27 protein-coding genes and 1 pseudogene are annotated in these 26,903 nt (G+C 66.3%); 13 read left to right on the top strand and 15 right to left on the bottom strand.

The annotated features are described in order from the left end of the window. Positions 1–36: 36 nt before the first annotated feature. Together lon and AB431_RS16785 are read right to left on the bottom strand one after the other, a co-directional pair. The gene (gene lon, locus AB431_RS16790) at positions 37–2,355 is read right to left on the bottom strand and encodes an endopeptidase La (RefSeq protein WP_047333509.1); all 2,319 of its coding nucleotides are present in this window, start codon (positions 2,353–2,355) and stop codon (positions 37–39) included. Between the two features lie 130 nt (positions 2,356–2,485). Beyond that, complete coding sequence (locus tag AB431_RS16785; protein WP_047333508.1) at positions 2,486–3,484, bottom strand: esterase family protein; 999 nt, start codon at positions 3,482–3,484, stop codon at positions 2,486–2,488. Between the two features lie 226 nt (positions 3,485–3,710). On the opposite strand from AB431_RS16785, the gene AB431_RS16780 reads away from it, so the two are divergent. Further along, the gene (locus AB431_RS16780) at positions 3,711–4,127 is read left to right on the top strand and encodes a DUF1810 domain-containing protein (protein ID WP_047330884.1); all 417 of its coding nucleotides are present in this window, start codon (positions 3,711–3,713) and stop codon (positions 4,125–4,127) included. Here AB431_RS16780 and AB431_RS16775 read toward each other — a convergent pair. The 4 genes from AB431_RS16775 to AB431_RS16760 are packed head-to-tail and all read right to left on the bottom strand — an operon-like array spanning position 4,122 to position 8,339. Beyond that, the gene (locus tag AB431_RS16775; RefSeq protein ID WP_047330883.1) at positions 4,122–5,429 is read right to left on the bottom strand and encodes an alpha-amylase family protein; all 1,308 of its coding nucleotides are present in this window, start codon (positions 5,427–5,429) and stop codon (positions 4,122–4,124) included. The genes AB431_RS16780 and AB431_RS16775 overlap by 6 nt on opposite strands. Continuing rightward, complete coding sequence (locus AB431_RS16770) at positions 5,426–5,905, bottom strand: nucleoside deaminase (protein ID WP_047330882.1); 480 nt, start codon at positions 5,903–5,905, stop codon at positions 5,426–5,428. The genes AB431_RS16775 and AB431_RS16770 overlap by 4 nt, the downstream gene beginning before the upstream one ends. Before the next feature lie 11 nt (positions 5,906–5,916). Then, a complete protein-coding gene (locus tag AB431_RS16765; RefSeq protein ID WP_235435697.1) occupies positions 5,917–6,633 on the bottom strand; it encodes a rhomboid-like protein in 717 nt (238 codons plus the stop codon). Positions 6,634–6,650: 17 nt separating this feature from the next. Then, positions 6,651–8,339 (bottom strand): tetratricopeptide repeat protein, encoded by a 1,689-nt coding sequence (locus tag AB431_RS16760; RefSeq protein WP_047333506.1) that lies wholly within the window; start codon positions 8,337–8,339, stop codon positions 6,651–6,653. A gap of 69 nt (positions 8,340–8,408) precedes the next feature. Here AB431_RS16760 and AB431_RS16755 point away from each other — a divergent pair, with 69 nt between their 5' ends. Continuing rightward, positions 8,409–8,792, top strand: a complete 384-nt coding sequence (locus AB431_RS16755; protein ID WP_047330881.1) for a cupin domain-containing protein — start codon at positions 8,409–8,411, stop codon at positions 8,790–8,792. Here AB431_RS16755 and AB431_RS16750 read toward each other — a convergent pair. Next, positions 8,789–10,372, bottom strand: a complete 1,584-nt coding sequence (locus AB431_RS16750) for a hypothetical protein (RefSeq protein WP_047330880.1) — start codon at positions 10,370–10,372, stop codon at positions 8,789–8,791. The genes AB431_RS16755 and AB431_RS16750 overlap by 4 nt on opposite strands. A gap of 163 nt (positions 10,373–10,535) precedes the next feature. On the opposite strand from AB431_RS16750, the gene AB431_RS16745 reads away from it, so the two are divergent. The 5 genes from AB431_RS16745 to AB431_RS16725 all read left to right on the top strand — a co-directional run bounded on the left by AB431_RS16745 (position 10,536) and on the right by AB431_RS16725 (position 14,546). After that, a complete protein-coding gene (locus AB431_RS16745; RefSeq protein WP_047330879.1) occupies positions 10,536–11,159 on the top strand; it encodes a PaaI family thioesterase in 624 nt (207 codons plus the stop codon). Positions 11,160–11,177: 18 nt separating this feature from the next. Continuing rightward, positions 11,178–11,888 (top strand): EthD domain-containing protein, encoded by a 711-nt coding sequence (locus tag AB431_RS16740; protein WP_047330878.1) that lies wholly within the window; start codon positions 11,178–11,180, stop codon positions 11,886–11,888. Continuing rightward, the gene (locus tag AB431_RS16735; protein WP_047330877.1) at positions 11,885–12,328 is read left to right on the top strand and encodes a TIGR03618 family F420-dependent PPOX class oxidoreductase; all 444 of its coding nucleotides are present in this window, start codon (positions 11,885–11,887) and stop codon (positions 12,326–12,328) included. The genes AB431_RS16740 and AB431_RS16735 overlap by 4 nt, the downstream gene beginning before the upstream one ends. A gap of 86 nt (positions 12,329–12,414) precedes the next feature. Continuing rightward, complete coding sequence (locus AB431_RS16730; RefSeq protein ID WP_047330876.1) at positions 12,415–13,731, top strand: HNH endonuclease signature motif containing protein; 1,317 nt, start codon at positions 12,415–12,417, stop codon at positions 13,729–13,731. A gap of 59 nt (positions 13,732–13,790) precedes the next feature. Further along, positions 13,791–14,546 (top strand): enoyl-CoA hydratase/isomerase family protein, encoded by a 756-nt coding sequence (locus AB431_RS16725; RefSeq protein ID WP_047333505.1) that lies wholly within the window; start codon positions 13,791–13,793, stop codon positions 14,544–14,546. Between the two features lie 115 nt (positions 14,547–14,661). Here the strand turns inward: AB431_RS16725 and AB431_RS31590 are convergent. Further along, positions 14,662–14,808: pseudogene (locus AB431_RS31590) on the bottom strand (bacterioferritin-associated ferredoxin); the annotation flags it as partial. Positions 14,809–14,944: 136 nt separating this feature from the next. Between AB431_RS31590 and bfr the strand changes: the two are divergent. Beyond that, complete coding sequence (bfr, locus tag AB431_RS16715; RefSeq protein WP_047330874.1) at positions 14,945–15,424, top strand: bacterioferritin; 480 nt, start codon at positions 14,945–14,947, stop codon at positions 15,422–15,424. Position 15,425: 1 nt separating this feature from the next. Here bfr and AB431_RS16710 read toward each other — a convergent pair whose 3' ends face one another. Further along, positions 15,426–16,331 (bottom strand): FkbM family methyltransferase, encoded by a 906-nt coding sequence (locus AB431_RS16710; RefSeq protein WP_047330873.1) that lies wholly within the window; start codon positions 16,329–16,331, stop codon positions 15,426–15,428. Between the two features lie 89 nt (positions 16,332–16,420). On the opposite strand from AB431_RS16710, the gene AB431_RS16705 reads away from it, so the two are divergent. The 4 genes from AB431_RS16705 (at position 16,421) to AB431_RS16690 (ending at position 20,549) form a co-directional block, all read left to right on the top strand. After that, positions 16,421–16,918: a carboxymuconolactone decarboxylase family protein gene (locus AB431_RS16705; RefSeq protein WP_047330872.1), complete on the top strand. Its 498-nt coding sequence runs from the start codon at positions 16,421–16,423 to the stop codon at positions 16,916–16,918. 37 nt (positions 16,919–16,955) lie between these two features. After that, a complete protein-coding gene (locus AB431_RS16700; RefSeq protein ID WP_162489414.1) occupies positions 16,956–18,314 on the top strand; it encodes a glutamine synthetase family protein in 1,359 nt (452 codons plus the stop codon). Beyond that, positions 18,315–19,427, top strand: a complete 1,113-nt coding sequence (locus AB431_RS16695) for an amidohydrolase family protein (RefSeq protein ID WP_047330871.1) — start codon at positions 18,315–18,317, stop codon at positions 19,425–19,427. A gap of 96 nt (positions 19,428–19,523) precedes the next feature. Then, entirely contained in the window at positions 19,524–20,549 is a 1,026-nt protein-coding gene (locus tag AB431_RS16690; RefSeq protein ID WP_047330870.1) for a PE-PPE domain-containing protein, read from the top strand. 19 nt (positions 20,550–20,568) lie between these two features. On the opposite strand, the gene AB431_RS16685 is transcribed toward AB431_RS16690, so the two are convergent. Together AB431_RS16685 and AB431_RS16680 are read right to left on the bottom strand one after the other, a co-directional pair. Next, positions 20,569–21,615 (bottom strand): hypothetical protein, encoded by a 1,047-nt coding sequence (locus tag AB431_RS16685; RefSeq protein WP_047330869.1) that lies wholly within the window; start codon positions 21,613–21,615, stop codon positions 20,569–20,571. 418 nt (positions 21,616–22,033) lie between these two features. Continuing rightward, positions 22,034–22,432, bottom strand: coding sequence for a hypothetical protein (locus tag AB431_RS16680; protein ID WP_047330868.1), 399 nt, complete (start codon positions 22,430–22,432; stop codon positions 22,034–22,036). A gap of 207 nt (positions 22,433–22,639) precedes the next feature. On the opposite strand from AB431_RS16680, the gene AB431_RS16675 reads away from it, so the two are divergent. Continuing rightward, entirely contained in the window at positions 22,640–23,170 is a 531-nt protein-coding gene (locus tag AB431_RS16675; protein ID WP_144418283.1) for a hypothetical protein, read from the top strand. Between the two features lie 5 nt (positions 23,171–23,175). On the opposite strand, the gene AB431_RS16670 is transcribed toward AB431_RS16675, so the two are convergent. The 4 genes from AB431_RS16670 to AB431_RS16655 all read right to left on the bottom strand — a co-directional run bounded on the left by AB431_RS16670 (position 23,176) and on the right by AB431_RS16655 (position 26,882). Then, complete coding sequence (locus AB431_RS16670; protein WP_047330866.1) at positions 23,176–23,646, bottom strand: limonene-1,2-epoxide hydrolase family protein; 471 nt, start codon at positions 23,644–23,646, stop codon at positions 23,176–23,178. Beyond that, on the bottom strand, positions 23,636–25,426 hold the full coding sequence (locus tag AB431_RS16665; protein ID WP_200902651.1) for an amidohydrolase family protein: 1,791 nt from the start codon (positions 25,424–25,426) through the stop codon (positions 23,636–23,638). Before AB431_RS16665 ends, AB431_RS16670 begins: the two co-directional genes overlap by 11 nt. A gap of 69 nt (positions 25,427–25,495) precedes the next feature. Continuing rightward, complete coding sequence (locus tag AB431_RS16660; protein WP_047330864.1) at positions 25,496–26,380, bottom strand: SDR family oxidoreductase; 885 nt, start codon at positions 26,378–26,380, stop codon at positions 25,496–25,498. Continuing rightward, the gene (locus AB431_RS16655) at positions 26,370–26,882 is read right to left on the bottom strand and encodes a flavin reductase family protein (RefSeq protein WP_047330863.1); all 513 of its coding nucleotides are present in this window, start codon (positions 26,880–26,882) and stop codon (positions 26,370–26,372) included. Before AB431_RS16655 ends, AB431_RS16660 begins: the two co-directional genes overlap by 11 nt. Positions 26,883–26,903: the final 21 nt, after the last annotated feature.

Raw genomic sequence — 26,903 nt, 5'->3', positions numbered from 1 at the left:
CAAGGACCAGTGCGACTTTGTGTGCTTCTAAGCCGGTCAGGCCGCAGCCGTGGCTGCCTCGGCCGCCGGCTCCAGCGCCTGGGCCACGATGTCGGCGACGTCGGTCATCGGCTTCACCGTCAGCGCCTCCAGCACCTCGGCCGGGACGTCGTCCAGGTCGGCCTCGTTGCGTTGCGGGATGAAAACCGTTGACAGCCCGGCACGCCCCGCGGCCAGCAACTTCTGTTTGACACCGCCGATCGGCAGCACCCGGCCGTTCAGGGTGACCTCACCGGTCATCCCGACATCCGAGCGGACCTGCCTGCCGGTGGCCATCGAGACCAGCGCGGTCACCATCGTCACACCGGCGGATGGACCGTCCTTGGGCACCGCGCCCGCAGGCACGTGCACGTGGATCTTGCGGTTCAGCGCCGCGGGATCCACGCCGAGCTGCTCGGCATGGCTACGGACGTAGGACAGCGCGATCTGCGCCGATTCCTTCATCACGTCGCCCAGTTGGCCGGTCAACTGCAGGCTCGGCTCGCCTTCGGTAGACCCGGCCTCGATGTAGAGCACATCGCCGCCCAGGCCCGTCACGGCCAGCCCGGTCGCCACTCCCGGCACGGCGGTGCGTTCCGCCGATTCCGGCGTGAACCGCGGACGGCCAAGGTAGCCAACCAAATCGGGTTCGTCGATGGTCAACGGCGAAGGGTCGTCGGCCAGCTTCGTGGTCGCCTTGCGCAGTGCCTTGGCCAACAGTCGCTCGAACTGCCGCACACCCGGTTCGCGGGTGTAGTCCGCCGCGATCTTGCGCAGCGCATCATCGGTGACCGTGACCTCCTCGGGGGTCAGCGCCGCGCGGTCGCGCTGCCGGGGCAGCAGGTAGTCGCGGGCGATGGCCACCTTGTCGTCCTCGGTATAGCCGTCGATCTGCACCAGCTCCATGCGGTCCAGCAGTGCCGACGGGATGTTCTCGATCACGTTGGCAGTCGCCAGGAACACCACGTCCGACAGGTCGAGATCCAGGTCCAGGTAGTGGTCGCGGAACGTGTGGTTCTGCGCCGGATCCAGGACCTCCAACAGGGCGGCCGATGGGTCGCCGCGGTAGTCCGAGCCGACCTTATCGATCTCGTCGAGCAGCACGACCGGGTTCATCGAACCGGCCTCGCCGATCGCGCGGACGATACGGCCGGGCAACGCGCCGACGTAGGTGCGACGGTGGCCGCGGATCTCCGCCTCGTCGCGCACGCCACCGAGGGCGACGCGAACGAACTTGCGGCCCAAGGCCCTTGCCACACTTTCACCCAGCGATGTCTTGCCGACACCGGGAGGGCCGGCCAGCACCATCACGGCACCCGAGCCGCGACCGCCGACGACCTGCAGGCCACGCTGGGCCCGACGAGTGCGCACGGCCAAGTACTCGACGATGCGGTCCTTGACGTCGTCCAGCCCGTGGTGGTCGGCGTCCAAGATGTCCCGGGCCGCTCTGAGGTCGGTCGAGTCGGAGGTGCGGGTGTTCCACGGCAGGTCCAGGACGGTGTCCAGCCAAGTCCGGATCCAGCCGCCCTCGGGGCTCTGCTCGCTGGAGCGTTCCAGCTTGCCGACCTCCCGCAGCGCTGCCTCGCGGACTTTCTCGGGCAGATCGGCTGCCTCGATGCGGCCACGGTAGTCATCTGATCCGTCGGGTTCGCCTTCGCCCAGCTCCTTGCGAATCGCGTTGAGCTGCTGACGCAGCAGGAACTCCTTCTGCGTCTTCTCCATGCCCTCGCGCACGTCCTGGGAGATCTTGTCGCTGACCTCCACCTCGGCGAGGTGCTCGGCCGTCCAGTCGATCAGCACCTGCAGGCGAGCGTCGACGTTCTCGGTCTCCAGCAGCTGGCGCTTCTGGACGTCCGACAGATACGACGCGTAGCCGGCGGTGTCGGCCAGCGCCGACGGATCGGTGAGCTGGTTGACGGCGTCGACCAGCTGCCAGGCTTCCCGGCGTTGTAGCAGCGCCAGCAGCAGCTTCTTGTACTCGGCGGCCAGCGCCTTGGTGTCCTCGGTCGGCTCGGGCTCGGCGACCTCGGTGACTTCTACCCACAGCGCCGCGCCGGGTCCGGTGGTTCCGGCACCGATGTGCGCCCGGGTTTCGCCACGCACGACCGCGGCAGTGCTACCGGCAATCCGGCCCACCTGCACGATCGATGCCAGCACGCCGTACGACGGATAACGATCGTCCAGTCGGGGGGCAATCAGTAACTTGCCGGATTCGCTCGAGCGAGCCGCATCGACGGCCGCGCGGGCAGCGTCGTCAAGCGTGATCGGCACCACCATCCCGGGCAGCACGATCGGATCGCTGACAAACAACACCGGCACAGATTTGGCTTCAGCCATCAATCCTCCAAAGTTCAGTCTGACCGACTCAACCTTGACCGGTTCCAGTTTGTTCCCCGGGTCCGCTGCCGACAAAGCAGCGAGCCTGCCGCCGGGGGATGGCGACAGGCTCGCTGTTGTTCGGGGTGGATCACCCAGCGGAGGGAGTGGCTCCCAGTACCCGCTGCATGTCCGGAATCATCTGCTGCAGCTGCTGTCCCCAGTAGCCCCAGCTGTGCGTGCCGTTCGCGGGGAAGTTGAACACGCCGTTGCGTCCACCAGCCGCGAGGTAGTTGTCCATGAAGGTCTTGTTGGTCCGCAACGTGAAGCCTTCGAGGAACTGAGCGGCCATCAGATTGCCGCCGCCACCGGAGGTGTCCAGCTCCGACGGCGTACCGGTGCCGCAGTAGATCCAGACCCGGGTGTTGTTGGCGACCAGCTGGTTGATGTTGACCATGGGGTCGTTGCGCCGCCACGCCGGGTCAGACGACGGTCCCCACATGCTCTGCGCGTTGAACCCGCCCGCGTCGTTCATCGCCAGACCGATCAGCATCGGCCACCAGCCCTCGGAGGGGTTCAGGAAGCCCGACAGTGAAGCGGCGTAGACGTACTTCTGCGGGTAATAGATCGAGTAGGTCAGCGATGCGCTACCGGCCATCGACAGGCCGACGACGGCGTTGCCGTTCGGGTTGACCCCGTAGTTGGCCGACAGGTAGGCCGGCAGCTCCTGGGTCATGAACGTTTCCCACTTGTAGGTGTAGTTCTGCCCATTGCCCTGCGACGGCTGGTACCAGTCGGTGTAGAAGCTGGACTGCCCACCGACCGGCATGACGGTCGACAGACCGGAGCCGTACAGCCACTCGAACGCCGGGGTGTTGATGTCCCAGCCGTTGTAGTCGTCCTGCGCGCGCAGGCCGTCGAGCAGGTACACCGCGTGCGGGCCACCGCCCTGGAATTGGATACGGATATTGCGTCCCATCGCGGCGGACGGGACATCGAGGTAGAGCACGGGGAGTCCGGGCTTGGAGAAGGCGGCCGCGGTCGCCGACCCGCCGACGACACCAATCAGGCCGGGCAGAGCTAGTGCGGCCACAAAGGTTGCGGCCACGCGGCGCAACCATGTGCCTCGCAACTTATCGACGATCTTCATGACGGAAACCATCACCTTTCGTACGTGTTTCACAGCCGGAGGTGAGCTGTGTGCCGGTAGCTAATCACGCGCGGCAGCTCGGCTTCGGTACGCGCCGCGGTGCGCCAAGTCGCGGTTCGCTAACGATCAGGAGACGCGCTGGACTCGCAGATCCTCAGCACAGCAACGGCTTTGACCTCGGTTCAATAACGGAAAGGTCACACGAAAGCAACGGTAGAGTTCAGGCATGGACCCGTTCGATCTTCAGCGCTTCGTCGATGCTCAGGACCGCGCCTACGACCGGGTGCTTGCCGAGCTGCGGGCCGGTGCCAAGCGTAGTCACTGGATCTGGTTCATCTTCCCTCAGCTTGCCGCGCTCGGAAGTAGCTCAACAGCAAAGCTTTTCGGTATCGGCTCGCTGGCCGAGGCGCAGGCCTACCTGGCGCACCCAGTGCTCGGGACACGGTTGCATGAGTGTGCCCGGTTGGTCACGGCGGTCGAGGGTCGCTCGGTCGACGACATCTTCGGCTGGCCCGACAATCTGAAGGTGCGCTCATCGATGACGCTGTTCGCCCACGCGAGCGAAGACAACGCCGACTTCCTCGCCTTGCTTGACAAGTTCTACGGCGGGGAGCAGGACGCCCGGACGCTGGAGTTGCTATAGCGGGCGGAGCACCAGCCAGCCCTGCGGCGGGACCACCACGTCACTGACGACGTCTTCCGGTGGCGCCGCCGTCCCACCCACCAACTGGGCCTGCCCGCCGGTCAGCGTGGCCACCGGCAGCGGCATCGACGCGTCGTCGATGTTGAGCGCGACGATCAGTGCGTCGTCGCCATTACGGGTTTCGTAGGCATAGCCGCGGTTGTCGACTTGCAACGCTGTGGTTTTCGCTTCGTGTAACCACGGGTTCCGCCGGCGCAGGCCGATCAGGTACTGGTGCAGGTTCAGGGTCTCGCGTCCGGCGGCGTCCAACGGAACCGGCGGCGTGCCGAATTCGGGCCGCACGGCGTCGTCGCCGCCGGCCCGGTCTTCCTTGACCCCGCGATAGCCGAGTTCGTCACCGGCGTAGACAGTGGGAACTCCGCCGGTGGTGAACAGCAGCACCAGCGCATGTGCCACCTGCTCGGGGCGCTCCAGCCTGCTCGCGATGCGGGTGACGTCGTGGTTGCCGACGAATGTCAGTGGCGCGAAGCGGTACAGAAAGTCGTTGTGGCGCTGCAGCGCCCAGTCCAGCTCGTGGAAGTTGCCGTCGTTGAGGCTGCTCCAGATCGCCTTCCACAGTTCGTACTGGGTCACCGAGTCGACGCCGGAGCCGTCGACGAATGCGGCGTAGTCGCCGTGGATCACCTCGGCGACGAACCATGCGTCGGGATGGGCCTCGCGGACGCGGGGGAGCACTCGGGCCCAGAACGATTCCGGCACGGCGTAGGCCGCGTCGAGCCGCCAGCCGTCGGCGCCCCGGCTCAGCCAATGTTTCATCACGTCGATGACATAGTCGACGACGGCTGGGCTCTCGTGGTTCAGGGTGACGAGTTCGCTGTGGCCTTCGAAGGTGTGGAAGTGGCCGGGGCGCCCTCGGAACCACGCTTGAGCGTCCGGGTCGGTGCCCTCGACGGCACGCCGATAGCGCTCGAATTCCGTTCCGACATGGTTGAACACACCGTCGAGCAGCACCCGCAATCCGCGCCGGTGCGCTTCGGCGACAAGGTGATCGAAGTCGCCGTCGTCACCCAGCCGGGGGTCGATGCGGTAGTGGTCGGTCGTGTCGTACCCGTGGGTGCGGGAGGCGAAGACCGGGCCGAGCGCGATTCCCGAGGTGCCCAGTTCGACCGCATGGTCGAGCCAGTCGACGATCCGGCGTAGTCGGTGCTCTCCCGCGCCGGGAGGTTCGGAGGCGGGGAAGGCACCGACGAATCCGAGCGGATAGACATGCCACCAGATCGCGTGGCGCACCCAGTCGCTCATGGCGCGAACTTCGCGGCGTACAGGGTCATCATCTCGTCCTGGTACTCGGGGGCCGGGCCGTCGACGGTCACATACGGGGCTACTGCGGTGATCGGCAGGCTGGCCACCGGCGGCAACGGCGCCTTCCAGTCGGACAGCCACTGTGCCAACTGACCGCCGGCGACCGCAAACACGATGCGCCCCAAGCCAACCCAGGCGTGCGCGGCCGCGCACATCGGGCAGTGTTCACCGGAGGTGTAGACGGTGGCGCGAGCCCGCTCGGCGGGGGAGAGGTGGATCACCGACCACTGCGCGATTGCCAGCTCCGGATGCGCGGTGGCGTCCCCGCCGGCCACGTGATTGTGATCCTCGAACAGCACCGCGCCGTCGGCGTCGACCAGGATCGAGCCGAACGGCTCGTCACCGGCGTCGAGTGCGGTGCGGGCGAGCTCGACGCAGCGGCCGAGCCGCCGGATGTCCTCGTCGTCGAGTGCCACGCTGTCTCACCTTACGCAACCGGTGTCGGTGGATGCCGGAACCGCCAAAGGTCCAGCAACCGCTGCGGATCCACCGGGGAGCCGGGACGGCCGCGGGCCAGCGGGTAGCTGGCGAATCCGACGATCAGAGCAACCAGGTGCCCCACCGGTGTGAACGTGGGGGTGATCACCACGACCCCGATGCAGTAGGCGAGCGCGACGAATACGTACAGCCAGCGCCACGGTCGCGCGATGTGATAGGTCAACAGGCCGACGATGCCGACGGCGAAATAGCTCACGCCGATGTCGCGGGCGTTGAGATAGCGCGGCGAGATCAGCGCCTCCTGGATCTGCCAGTACAGGTATCCCTCACTGGCGTAGGTCGCCACGATGTGGGCGATCAGCCCGGCGATCACGAACCGCAGGTGGCCCAGCCAGCGCTCCGCCGGCGCCAGGAAGAGGCAGAACATCACCAGATACGGCCACCACGCCGCGCCGTCGAGCCACAGCAGGCTGGTGATCAGCACCCGGATGGGGTCGGAGGCCAGGTGGTGGAGGTTGGTGGAGTCTTTGCGCAGTAGCTCGAGCAGGTGCCAGCGCGGCAGCAGGTGCTGGGCGATGGTTGTGAGGAACAGCACCGCCAGCCAGCCGAAGGTGATCGGCGCGCTGCCGATGAAATGCACGACCCTGCCGGGCCAGCCGCGCCGGGTCGGCAGGACCGGCGAGGGAGGTTCGAGGCCGTCGTGCACCCACCGAGATTACTGCCTCAGTGGCAACAGTCTTCGCTGAGAACCTCGAGCCGGCACAGGCACGACGCCAGGATCGGGACGTCGGCGCGGGCTTTCGCCAGCTCGAGCTGGCGGCCGATGATCAACGCCTCACCCACACGGCCCAGCCGTTGCAGGCACTCGTGGTAACCGTGCAGGCTCCACACGTTGCCCGGGTGTTGGCAGGGCCGGCTCAGCGTCGGGTCCAGACCGAGGTCGGCGGCATATACCGCGGCGGCGTCTGCGACCCGACCCTGCTCAAGTAGCAGCGCGCCGTAGGCGTGCCGGGTGGGCTGCATCCAGCCCCAGGGTTCGTCGTAGGGCAGCGCGTCATCCAGGGCGATCGCTCGCCGGAGATGATCGAAGGCCACCTCGAAATCACCCTGCCGATAGGCAATTTCACCGTCGAGCATGGCGGCGGCAACGGCGAGGATGTCGCGGCTGGTGTTGTTGAACAGATAGCGCGACTCCGGCACGCGGGCATACGCGGCCGCGAACGCCTCGCGTTCGGCGACGGCCTGGACCAGCTGCCCCTTGGCCGCGTGCGCGACACCACGTCCATAGTGAATGGTTGCCGTTGTGGTGCAATATAATTCGGGATCGGAAGGAAGCGGCTCGGCAATCAACTCGTCCCATCGGCCGAACCGGATCAGCACGTGCACCCGCAGCGGGACGAATGCTTCCAGCCAGTCGGCCATCGGCGGAGACTCGATCGACAGCAACTCGGCGGTCAACTGCCCGGAGAGCTCGTCAGCGGCCTGTAGCGCGATCTGGGACTGGCCCGCGAACATCGCCGAGTAGACGATGAAATGCAGGTCGTGCGCGCGGTAGAGCGAGTAGAAGTTGAGCGGTCCGGCATGCGCCACGAAGCGCCGGTCGGCGGTGACCGCAGACTGGTTCGCCAGCACCGAATCTCGGTAATTGCCGCACAGCACGTCGATGTGCGACGGCATGTGCTGCAGGTGACCGGCGTCGGGAACCAGGCCGCGCAGCAGGTCGGCGGCCGGCAGCGCGTCCTCGGGATGTGCGGACATCTCCATCGCGTGGATGTAGAGGTGCAGCACACCGGGATGGGCCCGGCCCGCCTCGGTGCGCAAGGCGGCGTCGAGGAGTTCCTTGGCCTGCACCACCCGCGATCCGGGGGCCGGCTCGCCGGTTGCGGTGTCCCACAACGCCCATGCCGTGACATTCACCAGAGCGTCGGCGGCCAGCGCCAGCACGTCGACATCGTCGGGATACGCCCGCACCAACTCGGCCATGGCGTCGGCGTAGGCGACGTGCCCGGCGGCCAGGGCCTCGGCGTCATCGGGGTTGTCGGTGGGAAACCGGGCGGCCAGCGCCGCGATCAAGGCGTGCTCGACGACGCTGCCCCGGCTCTTGGCGGCCAGCTCCAGCTCCATTCGGGCCCGGGCCAGCGAGGCGGCCAGGTCGACGGCGTCGAAGGCCTCCCAACCTTTGTTGTAATTCGGCCCGATCGCATACGCAATGCCCCACCGGGCGATCGCGAGGTCGGCGTCGAGGGCCAGGGCACGCTCGAAGCAGGTGATCGCCTCTTCATGGTTGAAGGCGTACGCCCACACCAGGCCGCGGTCGAACCACACCTGCGCCTGGGACGACGAGGTGTCGACGGGCCGGTGAAAGTCCCCGAGGTCGTAATACGGCTCGGTGTCGCCGAGCAGAACCGCCATGCTGCTCACCCTAGGACAGCGCGGCAGGGGCGGATAGCGTTGCAACCGACCAGAACGAAAGGGGGCGAAGTGATTCGCTGCGTGCGCTTGCTCACCGGAGCCGACCAACAGTCCCACGTCCAGATCGGCCGCCTCGACCTGTCGCCGGGCCGCAATGACGATCTGGTGTCGGCCGCGATGGCGTCGACCCGGGTGACGGCGGAGGAAACGGCCACCGGTGGAACTCTGGCCTGGCACACCGCGCCCGTCCGCCAGCTCGTCGTCACCCTCGCCGGGACGCTGGTATTCACCACCCGCGACGGCGAGGAGTTCACCCTCGCCCCGGGCGATGTGCTGCTGGCCGAGGACACCGCCGGCTCCGGTCACCAATGGCGCCTGGTCGACGATGATCCGTGGCGGCGGCTCTACATCGTCCTCGCCGACGGTGCCGAGGTGCCGTTCCTCGCCGACTAGTGCCCGGCGACGATATCGGATTCGTCGACCGTGACCGGCTCCTTGGCCCCGGGCAGTAGCGAATACAGCAGACACACCACCCCGAAGAACAAATAGCCCAGTGCCACTTGGGGATTGGCGGCCCACGCGATCTCGGGTGCGTGGATCAGCCCGATGAACGACAGTGCGGCAGCCACCACCGACGCCAGCGCCGCGTAGCGGAACTTCTTCTCCAAGATGAACGTCACCATGGTGCCCAGCAGCAGGCCGACCAGGATCGCGCCCTCGCCAAGGGTCTGCAGCCCGTCGTAGACCACCCCGGCACCGCCGAGGGCGTCCATGCCGACCTTGGCGGCCGACGTCCCGGCCGCGTTCAACGCGTTGTCGATCAGCCCGCTGGCCCACTGCGCCAGGTTGGGCAACAGCGCGGCCACGACGGCCACCGCGTGCAACCGCGGAACGGCCTGGAAGGCTTGGGCACCGATCAGCAGACCGATGTAGAGCAGGATCGGCACGATCGCCGGCACCGGCAGAAGCGCGGCCAGCACCCCGAACAACCCTAGGAAACACAGCAATCCGATGACCACGCCGCTGGCCAGCGAGTAGCCCGCCCGCCCGCCGGCGTCCTTCCATCCGGGGTGGCCGATGTAGACCGCGGGCGGAAACGGTGAGCCGAACGCCGACCCGATCACCGCGCCGGCGCCGTCGGCCAGCAGCACACTTCGCAGGTTGTAGTTGTCCCCGGCGGCGGCCGCGCTCTCCACATTGCTCATGGCTTCGGTGAAGTTGTAGACGCCCAATGGAATTGCGGTGCCGAGCAGCGGGGCCAGATGCGAGAGGCCGGACCACAACAGGTCGAGACGGAGGTCCGGGATGCCGATCGCGATGTCGGAGACGGCTTTGCTCACGTCGGGTGCCGACATGAACCCACCGATCCAGCCGATCGCGGTACCGACCAGCAGCGCGACCAGGCCGACGGGAATGTTGCCCGGCAGCTTCACGTCGGTGAAGAAGCCGATCAGGATGATCGCCAGGACGGGCAGGCCGATCCAGGCGGCCTCCCACATCTGGGCTGCCGGCCGCATGGAGATGAACGTGATCGAGATTCCGGCCAGCGTTCCCAGCATGGCCGCGCGCGGGGTGAGCTTACGGATGAAGGGGCCGACAAACCCACCGATGATGACGATGACGCCGATCATGAACGCCCATGCCAGCCCGGACTGCCACGCCTGGATCGGATCCTTGGTGGCCAGATACACCGGCAGCATGACGACGAAGACCACGATGAACATGTGCGGCACGCTCGGCCCATACGGCAGTGCGGTCACGTCGGTGCGGTTCTCCCGCCGCGCCAGTCGGCGCGCCAGGAATGTGTAGTAGAGGTTGCCCAGCACCAGCGCGACCCCGAGCGCCGGCAGCACGGTGCCCAGGACGTCGTCGGCGGGCAGTTTGATCACACCGATCATCAACGTGGTCAGGGTCAGGACGTTGACCAAAATGTTGAACCCCAGCCCGAAGAAGGCGTTGAGATCACCGCGGGTCCACCACGGGATCTTCAGCTCGCTCGACGGTGTTTCGGGCTCGGTGACGTCAGTGCTCATCGGCAGGCCTCCTGGACGCGCCGGAACGTCCGTCGCTACCTGGAGATTCTCGACGCTTGCATTCCAACCAGAGGTCGGTTGTGTGTCGTTCGTGTTAGCCATGGCCTAGTGCGCGACGAGACCCTCGTTCGACAGCGCATCGGCGCCGTGCTCTAGTGCTGGAGTGCTGGAATTCACCGTCGAGGACCTGTCCGCCGAGGAGATCGAACGGCTGCGGGCGATCTATGAGCCGCTAACCATCTCGGTGCGCGAACTGGTCGACGCCACGATCCGCACCGAGGTCGACGCCGACACCGTCGCCGCGGTGAAGGCCGACATCGATGCCGCGACCGCCAGGCTGCGGAGCAACCAGATCGACGGCGCCTTCGGCGTGAAGCGCACGACGTCCGGGCAGAGCATGAGTTGGGGTAATGCGGTGATCGGTTTGCGCAATCCGATCGCCCCGCCGCTGGAAATCCACCGCGATCCTGATGGCCGGTACTGGTGCGACTTCCATCTCGGCGCGCCGTACGAGGGTCCGCCCGGGCATGCTCACGGCGGGGTGTCGGCGCTGGTTCTGGATCACGTGCTGGGGGAGGCGGCGAGCCCGGACGGCAAGCCGCGCTTCACCGGCAGCATCACTGTGCGATATCCGCGAGCCTGCCCGCTCGGGGCGCTGCATGCCGAAGCTCAGATCACCCGGGTCGACGGCGTGAAAACCTTTGTCTCCGGCTATATCTCCGATGCCGAGGGCATCACCGTCGAGGCCGACGGCGTCTTCATCACTCCGCGCTGGCTGCGCGACTGACTGCGGTAGGTTCCAGCCATGGAGAAGGTGATTGTCACGCTGCGCACCGGCGCCGCCGACGACGAGTGGGCCGGGCAGCTGCGGGGTCCGGTGGCGAAGGAACTGCTCGATCTGGGCCTGCCCGGACTGACGGTCAACGTCCGCGACCGCGACGTTCGCGATTCGCTGATGACGCTGACGACGCTGGACCCGCCGGTGCAGGCGCTGGTCAGTATCTGGACCCAGCAGTACTACGGCGATCAGGTCCTCATGGCGCTCGAACTGCTCGGCCACTACGCCGAATTCATCGCCGCTTATCTGGTGACGGAGTCGGTTCCGTTGCCGCCGCCGGTGACACCGGCCGGGGAGCGGACGCCCGGTCTGGCCAACATGGCGCTGCTGCGCAGGCCGGCCGACATGGACGAGCCCACGTGGCTTGCGCGCTGGCACGGTAACCACACGCCGGTGGCGATCGCCACCCAGTCGACGTTCACCTACGTCCAGAACTATGTGGTGCGGGCGCTCACCGAGGACGCCCCGGTGATCAACGCGATCGTCGAGGAGCACTTTCCGATCGAGGCGGTCAGCAGCTTGCACGCGTTCTTCGGCGCCGCCGATGATGCCGATCTGCAGAGCCGCATGGAGCAGATGGTCGCCAGCACAGCGGCGTTCGGGGCCAACGTGAACATCGATGCGGTGCCCACCAGCCGCTACCTCTTCCGCAGCCCGTTCCAGGCCGAGCAAGCATGACCACCCTGGACGAGGCCGTCGCACTGGCCCGGGCCGACCGTGGGCTGGCTGTGGTATCGACGGTGCGCGCAGACAACACCGTTCAGGCGTCGCTGGTCAACGCCGGGATCGTGACGCACCCGGCGACCGGCGATCCGGTGCTGGCCTTCGTCACCTACGGCCGGGTCAAGCTGGCGAACCTGCGGGCCCGGCCCGCGGTCACGCTGACATTCCGCGACGGTTGGCAATGGGCGTCGGTGGAGGGTCGCGCCGAGCTCGCGGGGCCCGACGACCAGCCGGACTGGCTGGCGTCAGCCGACCAGTTGCGACTGCTACTGCGTGAGGTGTTCACCGCTTGCGGTGGCACCCATGACAATTGGGCCGAGTACGACAAGACGATGGTCGAGCAGGGCCGCGTCGTGGTGTTGATCGCGCCGACACGCGTCTACAGCAACGGCTGACCGGGGGTTTATCCCCAGATCCGCGTTCATCCCCAGATCGCTTTCGGGATCCATTTTTGTCGGTGGTTCGCACTAGTGTTCGAAGTGTGAGTTCGGTTGATTTGGTGCTGGAGGCGCTCGACAATGCGGTCGAGTCTCTGGCCGCGGTCGATCTCGACGTGTTGGCCCCGCCGGAGCGGTTCGTGGTGCTGGAGCGGTTGGAGGTCGCGCGGCGTCGTCAGGTCGCGATGTCGCATGCGGTGGTGGCCCGGTTGGAGCAGTTCGAGGGTTGCCCGCCAATCCCGATCACGTTGGGTGATGTGTTGCGGATCAGCCCGCGGGAGGCCAAGCGGCGGATCCGGGATGCCGAGGAGCTGGCGCCGCGCCGGGCACTGACCGGTGAGCCGCTACCGCCGCTGCTGCCCGAAACCTCAAAGGCCTGGCATGACGGGAAACTCGACGGCGAGCATCTGCGGGTAGTTCAAAAGTTCTTCCGCGACCTGCCCGACCACGTGCCGCCCACCGACGTCGAGAACGCCGAACGCACACTCGCCGAGCATGCGGTGGATCTGCGGCCCGATCAATTGGAGAAGATCGCGCATCAGCTGAGCTTGCTGCTCAATCCCGACGGCAGATTCTCCGATGAGGACCGCGCCCGCAAGCGCGGCTTCGTGTGGTGCGGCGGCCAACAGGTCGACGGCATGAGCGTGGGCCGGCTGATCGCCGACCCGCAGCTGCGCTGCATGCTCGATGCCTGGTTCACCAAATTCGCCGCGCCCGGCGTCTGCAACCCCGCCGATCAAACGCCCACCCTCACGCCGTCGGAGCAGGTGGCCGAACGCGACCTGCGCAGCCATGGTCAACGCCAGCATGACGCGTTGACGGCATTGGTGCGCGGACAACTCGGTGACCCGAAACTGGGTCAGCACAACGGGTTACCGGTGACCGTGATCGCAACCGCCACCGTGCACGACCTGCAGGCCAAGGCCGGGCACGCCGTCACCGCCACCGGCACGCTGCTGCCGATCCCCGACCTGATCCGGATGGCCAGCCACTCCTACCACTACCTCGCGTTGTTCGACGGCGTGGACGGGCGGGCATTGTGGCTGGGGCGGACCAAACGCGTCGCCTCGGCGGATCAGCGGATCATGCTGCACGGTAAGGAACGCGGCTGCACCCGACCCGGCTGCGACGCGCCGGGATACCTGACCGAGGTCCACCACGTCGACGAATGGGCCCAGGGCGGTCTGACCAACATCGACAAACTCACCCTGGCCTGCCCCGCCGATCACCGACTACTCGACCAGGGTTGGAAAACCCGCAAACTCGCCAACGGCGACACCGAGTGGATCCCTCCACCACAACTCCCGCTAGCAGCAGGCACCAACACCTACCACCACCCGGAACGACTACTGGGGAGCTAGGTCCCACCTGCCGGGCTTGTCGGCCCGGCACGATGTGCCACGCCGTTAGGGTGTGCCGCGTGACGCTGCTCATCGACGACGAGAACCGGGTCCGCACGATCACCCTCAATCGTCCGGATGCCCTCAACGCATTCAACGAGGCGCTCTACGACGCCACCGCCGAGGCTCTGCTGACCGCCGCCGAGGATCCCGACGTCGCCGTCGTGATCATCACCGGAGCCGGCCGGGCGTTCAGCGCCGGCCAGGACCTTGGGGACATGCAGGAGCGCATCACCAATCCCGATTTCGTCCAGGGCAAGCACGGCTTTCCAGGCCTGATCACCGCGCTGAGCCAATTTCCCAAGCCGCTGATCTGTGCGGTCAACGGGGTCGGCCTCGGCATCGGCACGACGATTCTGGGTTATGCCGATCTGGCGTTCATGTCCTCGACGGCGCGGCTGAAATGCCCGTTCACCAGCCTGGGGGTTGCCCCCGAGGCGGCGTCGTCATATCTGTTGCCGCAGTTGATCGGTCGGCAGAATGCGGCGTGGCTGCTGATGTCCTCGGAGTGGGTGGATGCCACCGAGGCGCTGCGCATGGGCCTCGTGTGGCGGGTCAGTGAGCCAGACGAACTGATCGCCGATGCACGCAAGCGCGCGGAAGTGCTTGCCTCCCGGCCTCTTTCGAGTCTCATGGCGGTCAAGCAGACGATGGTCGAGCCGTACCGGAACGGAATCGCCGATGCGACCGCACGGGAGAACGCACTGTTCGAGAAGTTGATGGGCGCCGCCGCCAACGCCGAGGCGCTGGCGGATTTCCACCGCGGAAAGTCCTAAGTCAGCTGGCGCGCGCCGCGGAACGCCGAGAGCCGGCCGCATGAAGCTGGCAGAACAAATTTCCTGTGCATTGCCGGCACGGCGGCTCACCCGCGGTGGCGGCGAAATACTGCTCGATGATGGCCCGCACGGAGCGGCGGCACCGGCCGCAATCGCCTCCTGCGCCGCAGGCCGCCGCGACCTGCTTGGACGTGAACGCCCCACCGGCAACGGCCTCGGTGACCGTCGCGCTGGTCGCCCCCGCGCAGAGGCACACGTACATCAGCGTCTCCCTCTCGCAGGATGGCGTCGCACAGCGGACATATTAGTGGAGACTAACCTTAGTTAGGCCGACCTACAACACCCCGAGGGCGCAAACTTCGCGAGAGTGCCGGCGGCCCTGCACTAGGGTTGCGGTCATGCAAGGTGATCCAGAAGTTCTGCGCCTGCTCAACGAGCAGCTGACCAGTGAACTCACCGCAATCAACCAGTACTTCCTGCATTCAAAGATGCAGGACAACTGGGGCTTCACCGAGCTCGCCAAGCACACCCGCGAGGAATCGTTCGACGAGATGCGCCACGCCGAGGCCATCACCGATCGGATCCTGCTTCTCGACGGCCTGCCCAACTACCAGCGGCTCGGCTCGCTTCGCGTCGGGCAGACACTTCGCGAGCAGTTCGAGAGCGACCTGGCCATCGAGTACGAGGTCGTGGGCCGCCTCAAGCCGGCCATCATCCTGTGCCGCGAGAAGCTGGACTCCACCACGGCCAACCTCTTCGAGGGGATCGTGGCCGACGAGGAGCATCACATCGACTACCTCGAGACGCAGCTCGAGCTGATGGACAAGCTCGGCGTCGAGCTTTACTCCGCACAGTGCGTGTCGCGCCCGCCGCAGTAATCTACAAGCGGTCTTCGGCGCGCCACGCGTAGACCATGCACACCTCGCTCTGCACAGCGCCATAGCGCTCACGCTCACTGGCGAACCAATACGTCGTGAATCCGCGCGCTTCGAGCGTTTCGATGACGCGATCCTTGGTGGCGAAGTACTCCACCTCCAGCACCACCTGACGTATCAGGTCCCAGTGCTCGGCTGAGATCCCCTGCAGGACAGCTACTTCGGCGCCTTCGACGTCCACCTTCAAGACGTCGATGCGATCGAGGCGGTGCTGCTCGATGACTGACGACAGCGGCACCAGTGCGACCGTCACCGTCTTGATCCGGCCCATCCACGCGACGATCGGACGCACAGCGACTCGGCCGAGCCGGGCCGGGATGACGCGGATCATTCCCGCCACGTCCGCGACGAACCGATCCACACGCTGGCGCGCGAAATCGGCATCCCGGGTGCTCCATAGGGAGAAGTTCGGGTGGTGTTGGAACATCACCTCATCCCGCGTGTCGGACAGTCCGCAATTGATCGGATGGACCGTCAAGGACGCACCGGGCCGGGTGCTCATCGCGGCGGCGTACTCGCCCCGATTGGCCGCGGCAGCGTTGGCCGCCAGTACCGAGAAAGTCGAGGGGATGGGTTCGAACGCGAAGACCTCGGCCTCACCGCGGCACCGGAGGGCCGCGAACAGCGTGAACATCCCGATGTTCGCGCCGGCGTCGACAACCACTGCGCCGGGCCGGAAATCGATGAGATTGCCCTTCGCATAGACGGAGTCCTCGCCGAACGTCTCTCCGTAGAGGAAGTTGGTCTCGATTCTCTGCCATTGCCGGATGCGCATGCCGTTCGGCAGCGTCACCGGGCTGCCACCATTCGGCGGCCCGAACAGCACACGCCGGAGGGAAAGAGAGACCATGCGGGCATTGTCCCCGAGCGGGTGTCCTCGTCCGGTCGATAAACTAGAACACGTTCCAGATTGCCTGGTTGCGGCGTACCATCTCGCCCATGAGCCGAATCGGAAACTTCCCCGAAGACGACGTCGCGGGCTGGATAGTCAAGTCTCCTGATCTGGGGACGGCCATGGCCGCCTTCTCCCACGCGGTCTACAGCGACAAGAACCGGCTGCCGATGCGGGTGCGCGAGCTCGCCCGCGCGGTGATCGCCCACGACAACGAATGCGTCTTGTGTCAGAACACCCGCGACGCCGACGGCCCGGCGGCCGGTGTCGACGAGGACCTCTACGACCACGCGCTGGAGTGGAAGACGTGGGAGGGCTACAGCGACCAGGAGCGCATCGCCGCCGAGTTCGCTCACCGGTTCGGCACCGACTGGGCGAAGCTCAAGTACGACGAGGACTTCTGGGACCGCGCTCGTGAGCACTTCTCCGACGAGCTGATGGCCGACCTGACGTTGTCCTGCGCAATGTGGGTCGGCATGGGCCGGATGCTGTCCACCCTGGACATCGGGCAGACCTGCAAGCTGACGCTGCCGAGCCGCGCGTAGCGGCTATTCACCGCGCCCGGCGGGTGCGGTCGGCACAATGGCTGCCATGACCACACCGCACGCGGGCGCGGCTATCGGCCAATTGGAAGCCGACGGGGTGGACACCGTCGTCGGAACCTTCGTCAATCCCGCCGGGCTGACGCACGCCAAGACCGTGCCGTCGCGCCGGCTCAACGCGTTCGCCGATCCGGGGCTGGGCTTCAGCCCAGTCGCTCACGGGTTCGCCATCGACCGCTCCGGCATCGCTTTCGCCCTGGGAATCAGCGTCGTCGGGGATCAACGAATCCGCATCGACCTCGACGCGCTCCGGATCATCGGCGGTGGGTTGGCATGGGCGCCCGCATCCTTCTTCGACCAGGACGGCAACCCGATCGCCGCCTGTGCGCGCGGAACGCTCGGGCGCATCGAATCGCGGTTGGCCGAGGCCGGCTTGCAGGCACTGGTCGGCCACGAAATCGAGTTCCTGCTCGTCGATCCGGAGGGCAACCGTCTGCCGGGCAACCTGTGGGCACAATACGGGTTGGCCGGGGTGCTGGAGTACGAGGGCTTCGTGCGGGACGTGACCGCTGCCGCCGCGGCGGCCGGCGTCGGCATCGAGCAGTTTCATCCCGAGTACGGGATCAATCAGTTCGAGATCTCACTGACTCCCAAGTCGCCGGTCGCTGCCGCCGATCAGCTCATCCTGGCCCGCATCATCATCAGCCGGGTGGCCCGCACATACGGACTGCGGGTGAGCCTGTCCCCGGTTCCGTTCGCCGGGAGCGTGGGTTCAGGTGCCCACCAACATGTTTCGCTGCTGCGCGGCGACACCCCGGTGTTCTCTGGCGGCACCGGAGCGCAAGGCATGACCGCGGAAGGTGAAAGTGCTATCGGCGGCATCCTGGCGGGCCTGCCCCAGGCGCAGTTGATCTTCTGCGGCTCGATCGTGTCCGGGTTGCGGATGCAGCCAGGGAACTGGTCCGGTGCCTATGCCTGCTGGGGCACCGAGAACCGGGAGGCCGCGGTTCGTTTCGTGCTTGGCGGGCAAGGCAATCCGTACGGCGCCAATGTCGAGGTCAAGGTCGTCGACCCGTCGGCCAACCCATATTTCGCCTCCGCCGCGATCCTCGGTCTCGCGTTGGACGGGATCGAGAGTGGTGTCCGGCTGCCGCCGGAAACGACGGTCGACCCCGCAACACTGTCCGACGACGATCGCGCTGCCGCGGGCACCGTCGCGCTCAGCGCCGACCAGCCCGAGGAGATCGCGGCCCTGGACCGCTCGGCCCGATTGCGGGCGATCCTCGGCGATCCCGCGGTCGACGTGTTGGTTGCAGTGCGCCAGTACGAACACGAGATGTATTCGCATCTGGACGCCGAAGCGCTGACCGAGAAGTTCCGGATGGCCTGGAGCCTATAAGTGCCTGTGGCCACGGCGCTGGATGAGCACATTGCCGGTGTGCGCCTGGTGGATAACCACGTACACGGCTTCTGGCTGACGTCTGATGACCGCAGGCGCTTCGAGAACGGGCTCAACGAAGCCAACACCGAACCGCTGGCCGACTTCGACTCCGGCTTCGACACCCAACTCGGCTTCGCGGTGCGGGCGCACTGCGCACCGTTGCTCGGTTTACCGGAACATGCGGACCCACACAGCTATTGGGAGCGCCGTAGCGAGATGAGCGAAGGCCAGTTGGCGCGGGTGTTCCTGCCCGCGGCCGGGGTCAGCGACTGGCTGGTCGACACCGGCCTGCCGGGCGGGATCGCCGGGTTGTCCGAGATGGCAGAGGCTTCCGGAGGCGACGTCGGCGAGATCGTCCGGCTCGAGCAGCTCGCCGAGCAGGCGGCGGCATCACCGGGTGACTACGCCGACGCGTTCCGCCGAATCCTGCACGACCGCAGCGTGACTGCGGTCGCCACCAAGACAGTGCTGGCTTACCGGGGCGGGTTCGACGGCGACCTGTCGGAACCGGCTCCCCGCGAGGTCGCCGACGCGGCGGCGCGGTGGCGCGACGCCGGCGGAGTCCGGCTGACCGACCGCACGCTCCTGCGATTCGGCGTCCACGAAGCACTTCGGCTGGGCAAGCCGTTGCAATTCCATGTCGGCCTCGGCGACCGCGACTGTTACTTGCACCGGACGAATCCGATGCTGCTGCTGAACTTCCTCCGCCAATCCGGCGCCACGCCGATCGTGCTGTTGCACTGTTATCCATACGAACGCGAAGCCGGATATCTCGCCCAGGCTTTCAACAACGTCTACCTCGACGTGGGCCTGAGTATCAACCACCTCGGGGCGCGGGCCGAAGCGTTCATCGCCAGGACTCTGGAGCTGGCTCCGTTCCGCAAGATCCTCTACTCCTCGGATGCTTTCGGGCCCGCCGAGCTGCACTACCTCGGTTCGTTGTTGTGGCGGGCGGGGATGGCCGCCGTCCTCACCGGCTTTGTGGCGCGTGACCAGTGGAGTGAGGCCGACGCGATGCGGGTGATCGACCTGATCGGAAGGGACAACGCCGTGCGCGTCTACCGGCTGTGACGGGAGCTTCGCCATCAGTGTTCATGGCGAAAGTCCCTTTCCGGCGCCCCGGCGACCAGGCGAGGCTACGAACGAGTCTCAACTGTCGGGGGATTTATGAAGGCGCTCGGTCTGCTGTTGTCGGCGACGTTCGCAGCGTTGGTCGCGTGGGCACCCTGTGGGCACGCTGACACAGCCATCTGGGTGCCCGGTGCCGGCGCCGCCGGTAGCCCGAACTGGGACGTGATGCGGCGCGTACCCCCTGGCTACACGCTCGAAGAGCTCGACTACCCCGACGGCTTGTGGCCGTGGACCGGGCTTGCCAGCGCGACGGGCGCGCACTCTATCGATGCCGGGGCGCCACTGCTGGACAAGATGATCAACACCGCGCTCGCGCAGGGCAAGGTCATGGTGATCGGCGAATCGCTGGGATCCTTGGTGGTCGACGAGGAATTGCGCAAACTCGCCAACGATCCGGCTGCACCGGACCCGTCACAGCTGCAGTTCATGGTGATCGCGGACCCGTCTCGACCGGGTGGCTTGTTCTCATACCTGCCCACCGGCAGCCCGGAGCTGCTCACCGGCGCAGTTACCGAGCCCATACCCGTAACCGGTTACGACATCACTGTCGTGAAGCTTCAGTACGACGCGATCGCCAGCACACCCGACCGGCCATGGCACCTGCTCGCTGATCTCAACGCGATTGCCGGAGCGGCCGTATATCACGGCACCGACCACTACGGCAGAGCCGCCCAGATGGTCCTCAACGGTGAAGTGCCGGCTGACAACATCACCACGAGCAAGAATTCGATGGGCGGCACCACCACCACCTACACCATCCAGCAGACCCCCGCGCTGACCCATCTGTTAGAACCGCTCTTTCCGCAGTCGGTTGCGGTCCTGGACAAGATCCTGACACCGATGATCGCTCTGGGTTATTCAGAGTTGACTCCCGACGCCGGGCCCCATCTTGGCCCGGGAGGTGGCCTTGTCGATCGAAACGGGCGGGCAGTGCCAGATCGCGGGCACAGTGCGCGACCCACCTTGGTCTCGCCGACCAGACAGCGGATGCCTTCCCGCGCAGTGAAGATCGGGGACAACCGTCGCTCGGCGGCGAAATCGCTTGCGCAGAGCCCTCGGTAGTGACCGACTTCCTGCGGCTCTAGCGTCCCCTCGCGGCTCGCTTGGACCCGGCGGTTCCATTGGCCTTGGCTCGTGCAGGTGCTTTGGCCTGGCCGGTCGAGGACTTGCCGGCTGAAGCCTTGCTCGCTGAGGCGGCGACACCTTTCTTGGCGACGGGGGCCAGCGTCGCCGTCGCCGCGCCTGCGGCGGGCACCAGATGCGGCAGCGCAAAGGTGAATGACGCGGGCGGGCCCGGTCGGGTCAGCTGGGTAGCGATGGCCTTGGCCGCCTGGAGCAGGTTCTCGACGGTCCCGAAGCCGACCGAGGCGCCGGAAAGCAGCCCGCCCGCCGGATCGATGAACGCCGTTGGGCCACCGGGGAATCCGTTCAGGAAGGCGTCGGTCAGCACGGCGGGTGCGCTGACAAAGTCCTCGACCACCGATCTGAAATCGTGCGACGAGATCGAGTCGACCACATTCTGCGATAGGGCCGCGAAGGCAGACACGGTCGCGTTGATGGGGTAGATCGGGGCGAGCGCCACCGATGTCAAGACGATCGAAAGGGAGTTTTGGATGACGTCGTTGTAGTTGGCGACCATGTTCTGGATCACCGGCAAGACACCACCGATCAGCGGCAGCGCCGGACCCAGCAGTAGGCCGGTACCGGTGCCGAACAGGCCGACGATCGCAGCGCTGACCTGACCGTTGCGCAACTGGGTGAGGGTGGTCTGCAACTCGTCCGGCAAGGCCTTCAGTTGGTCGGAGAGCGCCGCTCCGGCGGCGTCGAGGGCAGCGCCGAAAATCTGGGCATTACCGAGGTCGTTGCCCAGCATCGCGCGAAGAATGGGCAACGGGTCGGCTGCGACCTCATTCGCCAGCCCTGTGAGGCTGGCAACGGTGTGCGTGACGAGGTTGGTGTACGCGCTGATCGGGTCGACGAGTGCGACCAGGCCCACGTCGGCATGCGAAAAGAGCTGTGCTGCTGAATGTATCGGATCGATAATAGGAGCGATCGGCGTGACGGCGACAGCGCCGGCTCCGAGTAAGGCCACGCCGGCGGTGGCATAGGGACGGATCGCGGTGTACATCGGGGTCCCCTTTCAAGTCGGATTGAGCACCCACTAGCAAAGTAACTCCAAAACTTACCCCGAAGTAAGTAATGTATGCGTATGCAAGTAATACTGCTTGCATACGCAACGGATTGAGCATCAACTTAGCTTCGCTGTCCAGTTGCCTCGCCGTGAGTGTTCGGGTGTCCGAACCCATTGCGACTGGACGCGTCGACGGCTTCGGACCGTTGGGCGTCGCCGCATCGTCCTTGCTGACCCCGGCCAGTCGGCGTAATAGCCTTGCTCACATCCGGATTCGCCGAATGAGCGACGTTTGCCTGCAGTGCGTTCGATGAAATGTCACGGTCGATGTGCCATCGAATTGGCTGGGAATATGCTGTGTGGTAACGATTTTCGGCACTCTTTGCCGACACCGTCAACAGTGCCGGCAGATTCGTCAGGCCGGCGGGAAGTGCATCCAGTGCGCCCAGTCGGCCGGTCCGGTGCATATCAGCGGCACGCCATAGACCTTCGGCTCCCATTCGTCACCGGCCACCCGTTCCTGCGCCGTGGTTCCGGGTGTGGTGCAGGGGAGTGCGTTCGCCGCCTCGCCGACCAGCGGGCCGGTGGACATCCACACACCGCTGGCCGCGCAGATGAGCGTGTTCTTCTGGGCGTCGAACCCGAACACGAACGATGGGCTCGGCGTACAGGGCGTCCCGCCGACGACGTTCTGGGCGACGTTCGGCACGCAGCTCGGGGAATGGCAGGAGGTGGCCGACGCCGGTGCCGCGAGCGGGATCGCCGCGCTCAGCAGTCCCGACGCGACAATCGACCCAATGACGACCCTGCGCATCTGTGCCTCCTGACGACGGTGCCGGTTCGGCCTGATCAGACTAGCGTCGCGAGGGCGGCCAGGTGCTCAGATCAGCCCGTCTTACCTTCAAGATCCACGAGGTGTGGGCCGTCGAGTCGGGATTATCGGGGCCCTTGGACCCTCCCGATCCCGCTGCCATGGGGTGACGCTTGCCTGATCTGACAGCACCAGAAACGGGAGGTTCCCATGCGGTCGCCACGGATGCTCCTCGTCGGGATCGCCGCGATAGCCCTCACTGCGTGTGGTCCGGCGGGCGTCCTGCCCGTGAAGACCAGTGTGGTCACTGCTGCGCCGTCGCCGCTCACTCAGACGAGGACGGTCGCACCGCCCACACCGCCGCTGCAGCAGTCGATGCGGGCATGGTGGGACACGGTGCAGGACCACGTCAGGGCAATCCAGTCGGCGACCGACGCCGTGTCGGCGGCAGCGCAGGCCAACGACGTCGCGTCGCTGAGTACGGCCTGCGTGCGTTACCACGATGGGGTGGCTGGACTGCAGGGTCACATGCCGCCGCCTGACCCGGCTTTCGGGGCCGAATTCCAGGCTGGGCTCTCGGATTACGACGTGGCGATGCACTTCTGCATGGCGGCAACGGAAGACATCGACGCCAACGAACTGCGGCACTCGCTCGAGTTCCTCCGCTCGGGCAACGCCGCGATGGGTCGAGCGGGCACGATCCTGGATCAGGATCTGGGCGAATCGGTCCAGATGGGCTAGTCAGCTCAGATCAGGCCGGTGGCGTCGAACATCCACGACATGTCGGCTCCTGCGAGATCCTCGAGCCACGTGGGGGGCGCGAAGCTCGTGAGGCCGTTCATGTCCCAATAGTCCTTCCACAGCGTGATCTTGCCGTCGGAGACCTTGTGCACGGTGACGAAGCGCAGCACGCCCTGCTCGCCGGTGGCGAACGTCCACGTCTCGGAGTGCTCGTACATGGTGTCCACGCCGTTGCTCACCAGCACGCCGTCGTGATTCTCGTAGCCGGCCAGCGGCTCGAGACCGATCTTGAGTCGCTTGACGATGTCCTCGGGTCCACGCGCAGCCGCGATCGGACCGACCGGCATGTCGACGTAAATGCAGTCGTCGGACAGGAACGTCTTCAGCGTCTCCCAGTCGCGGTTCGAGAGCGCCTTCCACATGCCGAGCACGGTCTCGGCGACCTCAGTCGGTACCGCCGAGGTGTCAATTGGCATGGGCCAGCTCCGATTCCGTCGTCCCGGGCGCCGGCGTCGCCCGACCCACCCGAAGGAAGCTTCCGGTGCGCTCGGACCCGAGCACATCGGTCGGCTCACCGTCGCGGACCACCGCACGTCCGCCGATCAGCACCAGCTCGACAGCGTCGTTGTTGCGGTTGACCATCCTCGGCAAGTTGCCGTACTGCTCCACCGGTTCTTCGGCGTAGTCGTCGAGGTGCTTGTCCAGGTACTTGGGGTTGATCACCACCAGGTCGGCGCGGTCGCCGACGCGGAGGTGGCCCGCGTCGATCTGATACCAGTCGGCCAGTTCACCGGTCATTCGATGCACAGCCTGCTCAACGCTCATGAACGGGCGTCCCTTGCGGTCGGCGTCGCGCACATGGCGCAGCAGCCGCAGGCCGTAGTTGTAGAACGCCATGTTGCGCAGGTGCGCACCGGCATCGGAGAAGCCCATCTGGACGCCGGGGTCGCGGGCGAGCTTCTGGAGAATTTCCGGCCGGTGGTTGGAGATCGTGGTGCGCCAGCGCAGCTTCGTGCCGTGCTCGAGGACCAGATCCAGGAACGCGTCGACCGGATGCAGCTCGCCGCGTTCCATGCCGACCTGGCCGAAGGACTTGCCCACCACGGATTCGTCAGGGCAGAAAACGATCTCGGCGTCGAAGAAGTCTCGGTGCCACACGCGGACCCCGAACTTGCTGTCGTAATCCTTGCGGAACTGCCGCCGGTATGCCTCGTCGGCCAGCAGGGCGTTGCGCTCGACCTCGTCACGCAGGTGCAGCGCGGCAGCGCCTGAACCGAACTCCTCGAACACCACCAGGTCGATCCCGTCGGCGTAGACCTCGAACGGAACCGGCAGGTGCTGCCAGCGGAAGTCGCCGCCCAACTTGTTCGCCGCCTTGGCCAGGGGACCCATGATGAAAATGGCGAACGGATTCGCCTTGACGTCGGCGGCCGACAGCAGGCTGGTCTTGAGCTTGTCCCGCAGGACTGGAATCGATTGCGCCACTTGTGAGACCAGGTTCAGTGGATTCTGGATGTCCGGGCCGGATTGCAGCACGCGACCGCGTTTGCGCAGCAGCGATTTGAGCCGGCGCAGCTCGCGCGGCTTGGCGTAGGTGGACGGAAGGGTGCGCGATCGGCAGGTCTCGCCGTCGATCTTGTCGAACAACAGCTGTTGCGAGGACAGCCCGACAAACCCGGCATCCAGCGCCTCGGTCAGCATGCGCTCCATCTCGGCCTGCTGACTCGCGTTGGGCCGCACATCTTCTCGGGTGGCGCGATCCAATCCCAGCACAGCAGTGCGCATATCGGAGTGACCGATGAACGCCGCGACGTTGGGTCCCAGGGCCCGCGATTCCAGGGCCTGGACGTACCCCTCGGCCGTGTTCCACGTCTTGGCGTCGTCGACCGCGGCGATGACGTGCTCGCGGGGAATTGCCTCGACCCGCCCGAACAAGTCGCCGGCGTCACTGCCGTTGACGTGGATCGTGGACAGCGAGCAGGAACCGAGCAGGACGGTGGTGACGCCGTGGCGTACCGATTCCGGCAGACCGGGACCGCCCAGCACCTCGACGTCGTAGTGGGTGTGCACGTCGACCATCCCCGGCAGGACCCACCGGCCGCCGGCCTCGACGACGTCGTCGCAGCCGGTCACGTCGAGTGGACGCAGGCTGACCACGGCGACGCGGCCATCGCGGATACCGATGTCACGAATTCCGGACGGAGCGCCCGTGCCGTCGAACCACCGGCCGTTGCGGATGATCGTGTCGTAGCTCACGAGCGTCAATAGAACCGTTTGCCTGCGCGAGTGTCAACGATTTAGTGGACACATTTTCGGATGTGTTTACTAACCTGCTGACCAGGCGTCCGGTTGCCGGCCGTCGAGGTCGGTGACCCCGTACTCGCGGGCCAACTCCGCAGCCGTCACCGAGCGCTGATGCCAGCGCGAGTGGTCGTCGTCGGCGGCGAGGGCGGCGATTCCTCGGCCCACGAAACGGGGCGACTCCGACTCGGCGAAACCCGGTGGGGCGTCCGCTTCTCGCCAGGTCTCTTCGGTGACCCCGTAGTGCTCGAGCATGATCTCCGAGCGCAACCAGCCGGGCGTGACGGCGACGGCCGTCGCGCCGTAGGGCGTCAGCTCGTGCCCCAGCGCGAAGGCCAGCCGGTTGACGGCGGATTTCACCGCGTCGTAGAACACCGAGATGCGGTAGTTGGTTGCATTGTATTCAGCTGTGCCATCGGTCATTTCGATCAGCAGGCCGCCTGGCTGCCCGACCAACAGCGGCAGCAGCGCGTGCGCGGTGATCAGGTGGGTGTCGACGCCGAGCCGAAGGATTCGCAGGCCGTCATCGATGTCGAGTTCCCAGATCGGGCGGTCCCACTGCGGGGGCGGACCCTTGAGGATCTCGGCACCCCAGATGTCGTTGACCAGCACGTCGATGTGGCCGTACTCCGACCGGATTCGGTCGGCCAACCCGGCAACCTGGGACGGGTCCAGGTGATCGACCTGGATTGCCACGCCCGTTCCGCCGAGTTCGTCGACCAGTGCCGCGGTCTCTTCGATCGTCTCCGGCCGGTCGTAGTCGGATCCGCCGCGCCCGGTGACGCTGCTCCGGCCGGTACAGATCACGGTTGCGCCTGCTTCGCCGAGCGCTGCTGCGATTCCGCGACCGGCCCCCCGGGTGGCACCGGCCACGACGGCGATCCGGCCAGTCAACCGGTCAGGCCTCATGCCCCGGCTCTAGGTCTTTGACGTCGGTGAACGTCACCAAGTCGCCGAACTGCTCAGGTGCCGCGCCGGCCACCGGCTGGGTCAGATGCCCCACGTGATCACCGAGGTCGAACCGCGTCAGAATTCGGCCGGCGAACCACGCCGAGGCGTCGGCAAGGATCGGCAGGCCCTCGGGGCCGTCCGACCATTCGCAGCGGGTGAACTTGTCCACCCGGTCGCCGGTCTCGCTGCCGAACAGTCGCGCCAGCTCCCGGTGTTCCTTGGCCAGTAGGTGCACGGCCAGATGCGTCGCGCCATCCGCGGCAACCCGGTAGGTGTGGTTCTTCTTGGAGAGTCCGACCAGAAACCTGGACGGATTGATCGACACCTGGCTGCTGAAGCCGACCAGGCAACCCGCACGCTGGTCTCCGACGCGCGTCGTCACCACGAACATCGGATAGTCCAACAGCCCGACCACCTGCTCGAACGCCTCGGAACCAGGTAGTACGTCGTGGTCTGCCATAGTCGATACCTCCGGTGACGA

This window comes from Mycobacterium sp. EPa45 (genome assembly GCF_001021385.1).
Lineage (GTDB): Bacteria > Actinomycetota > Actinomycetes > Mycobacteriales > Mycobacteriaceae > Mycobacterium.
This window is presented reverse-complemented; position numbering and strand designations above follow the sequence as displayed.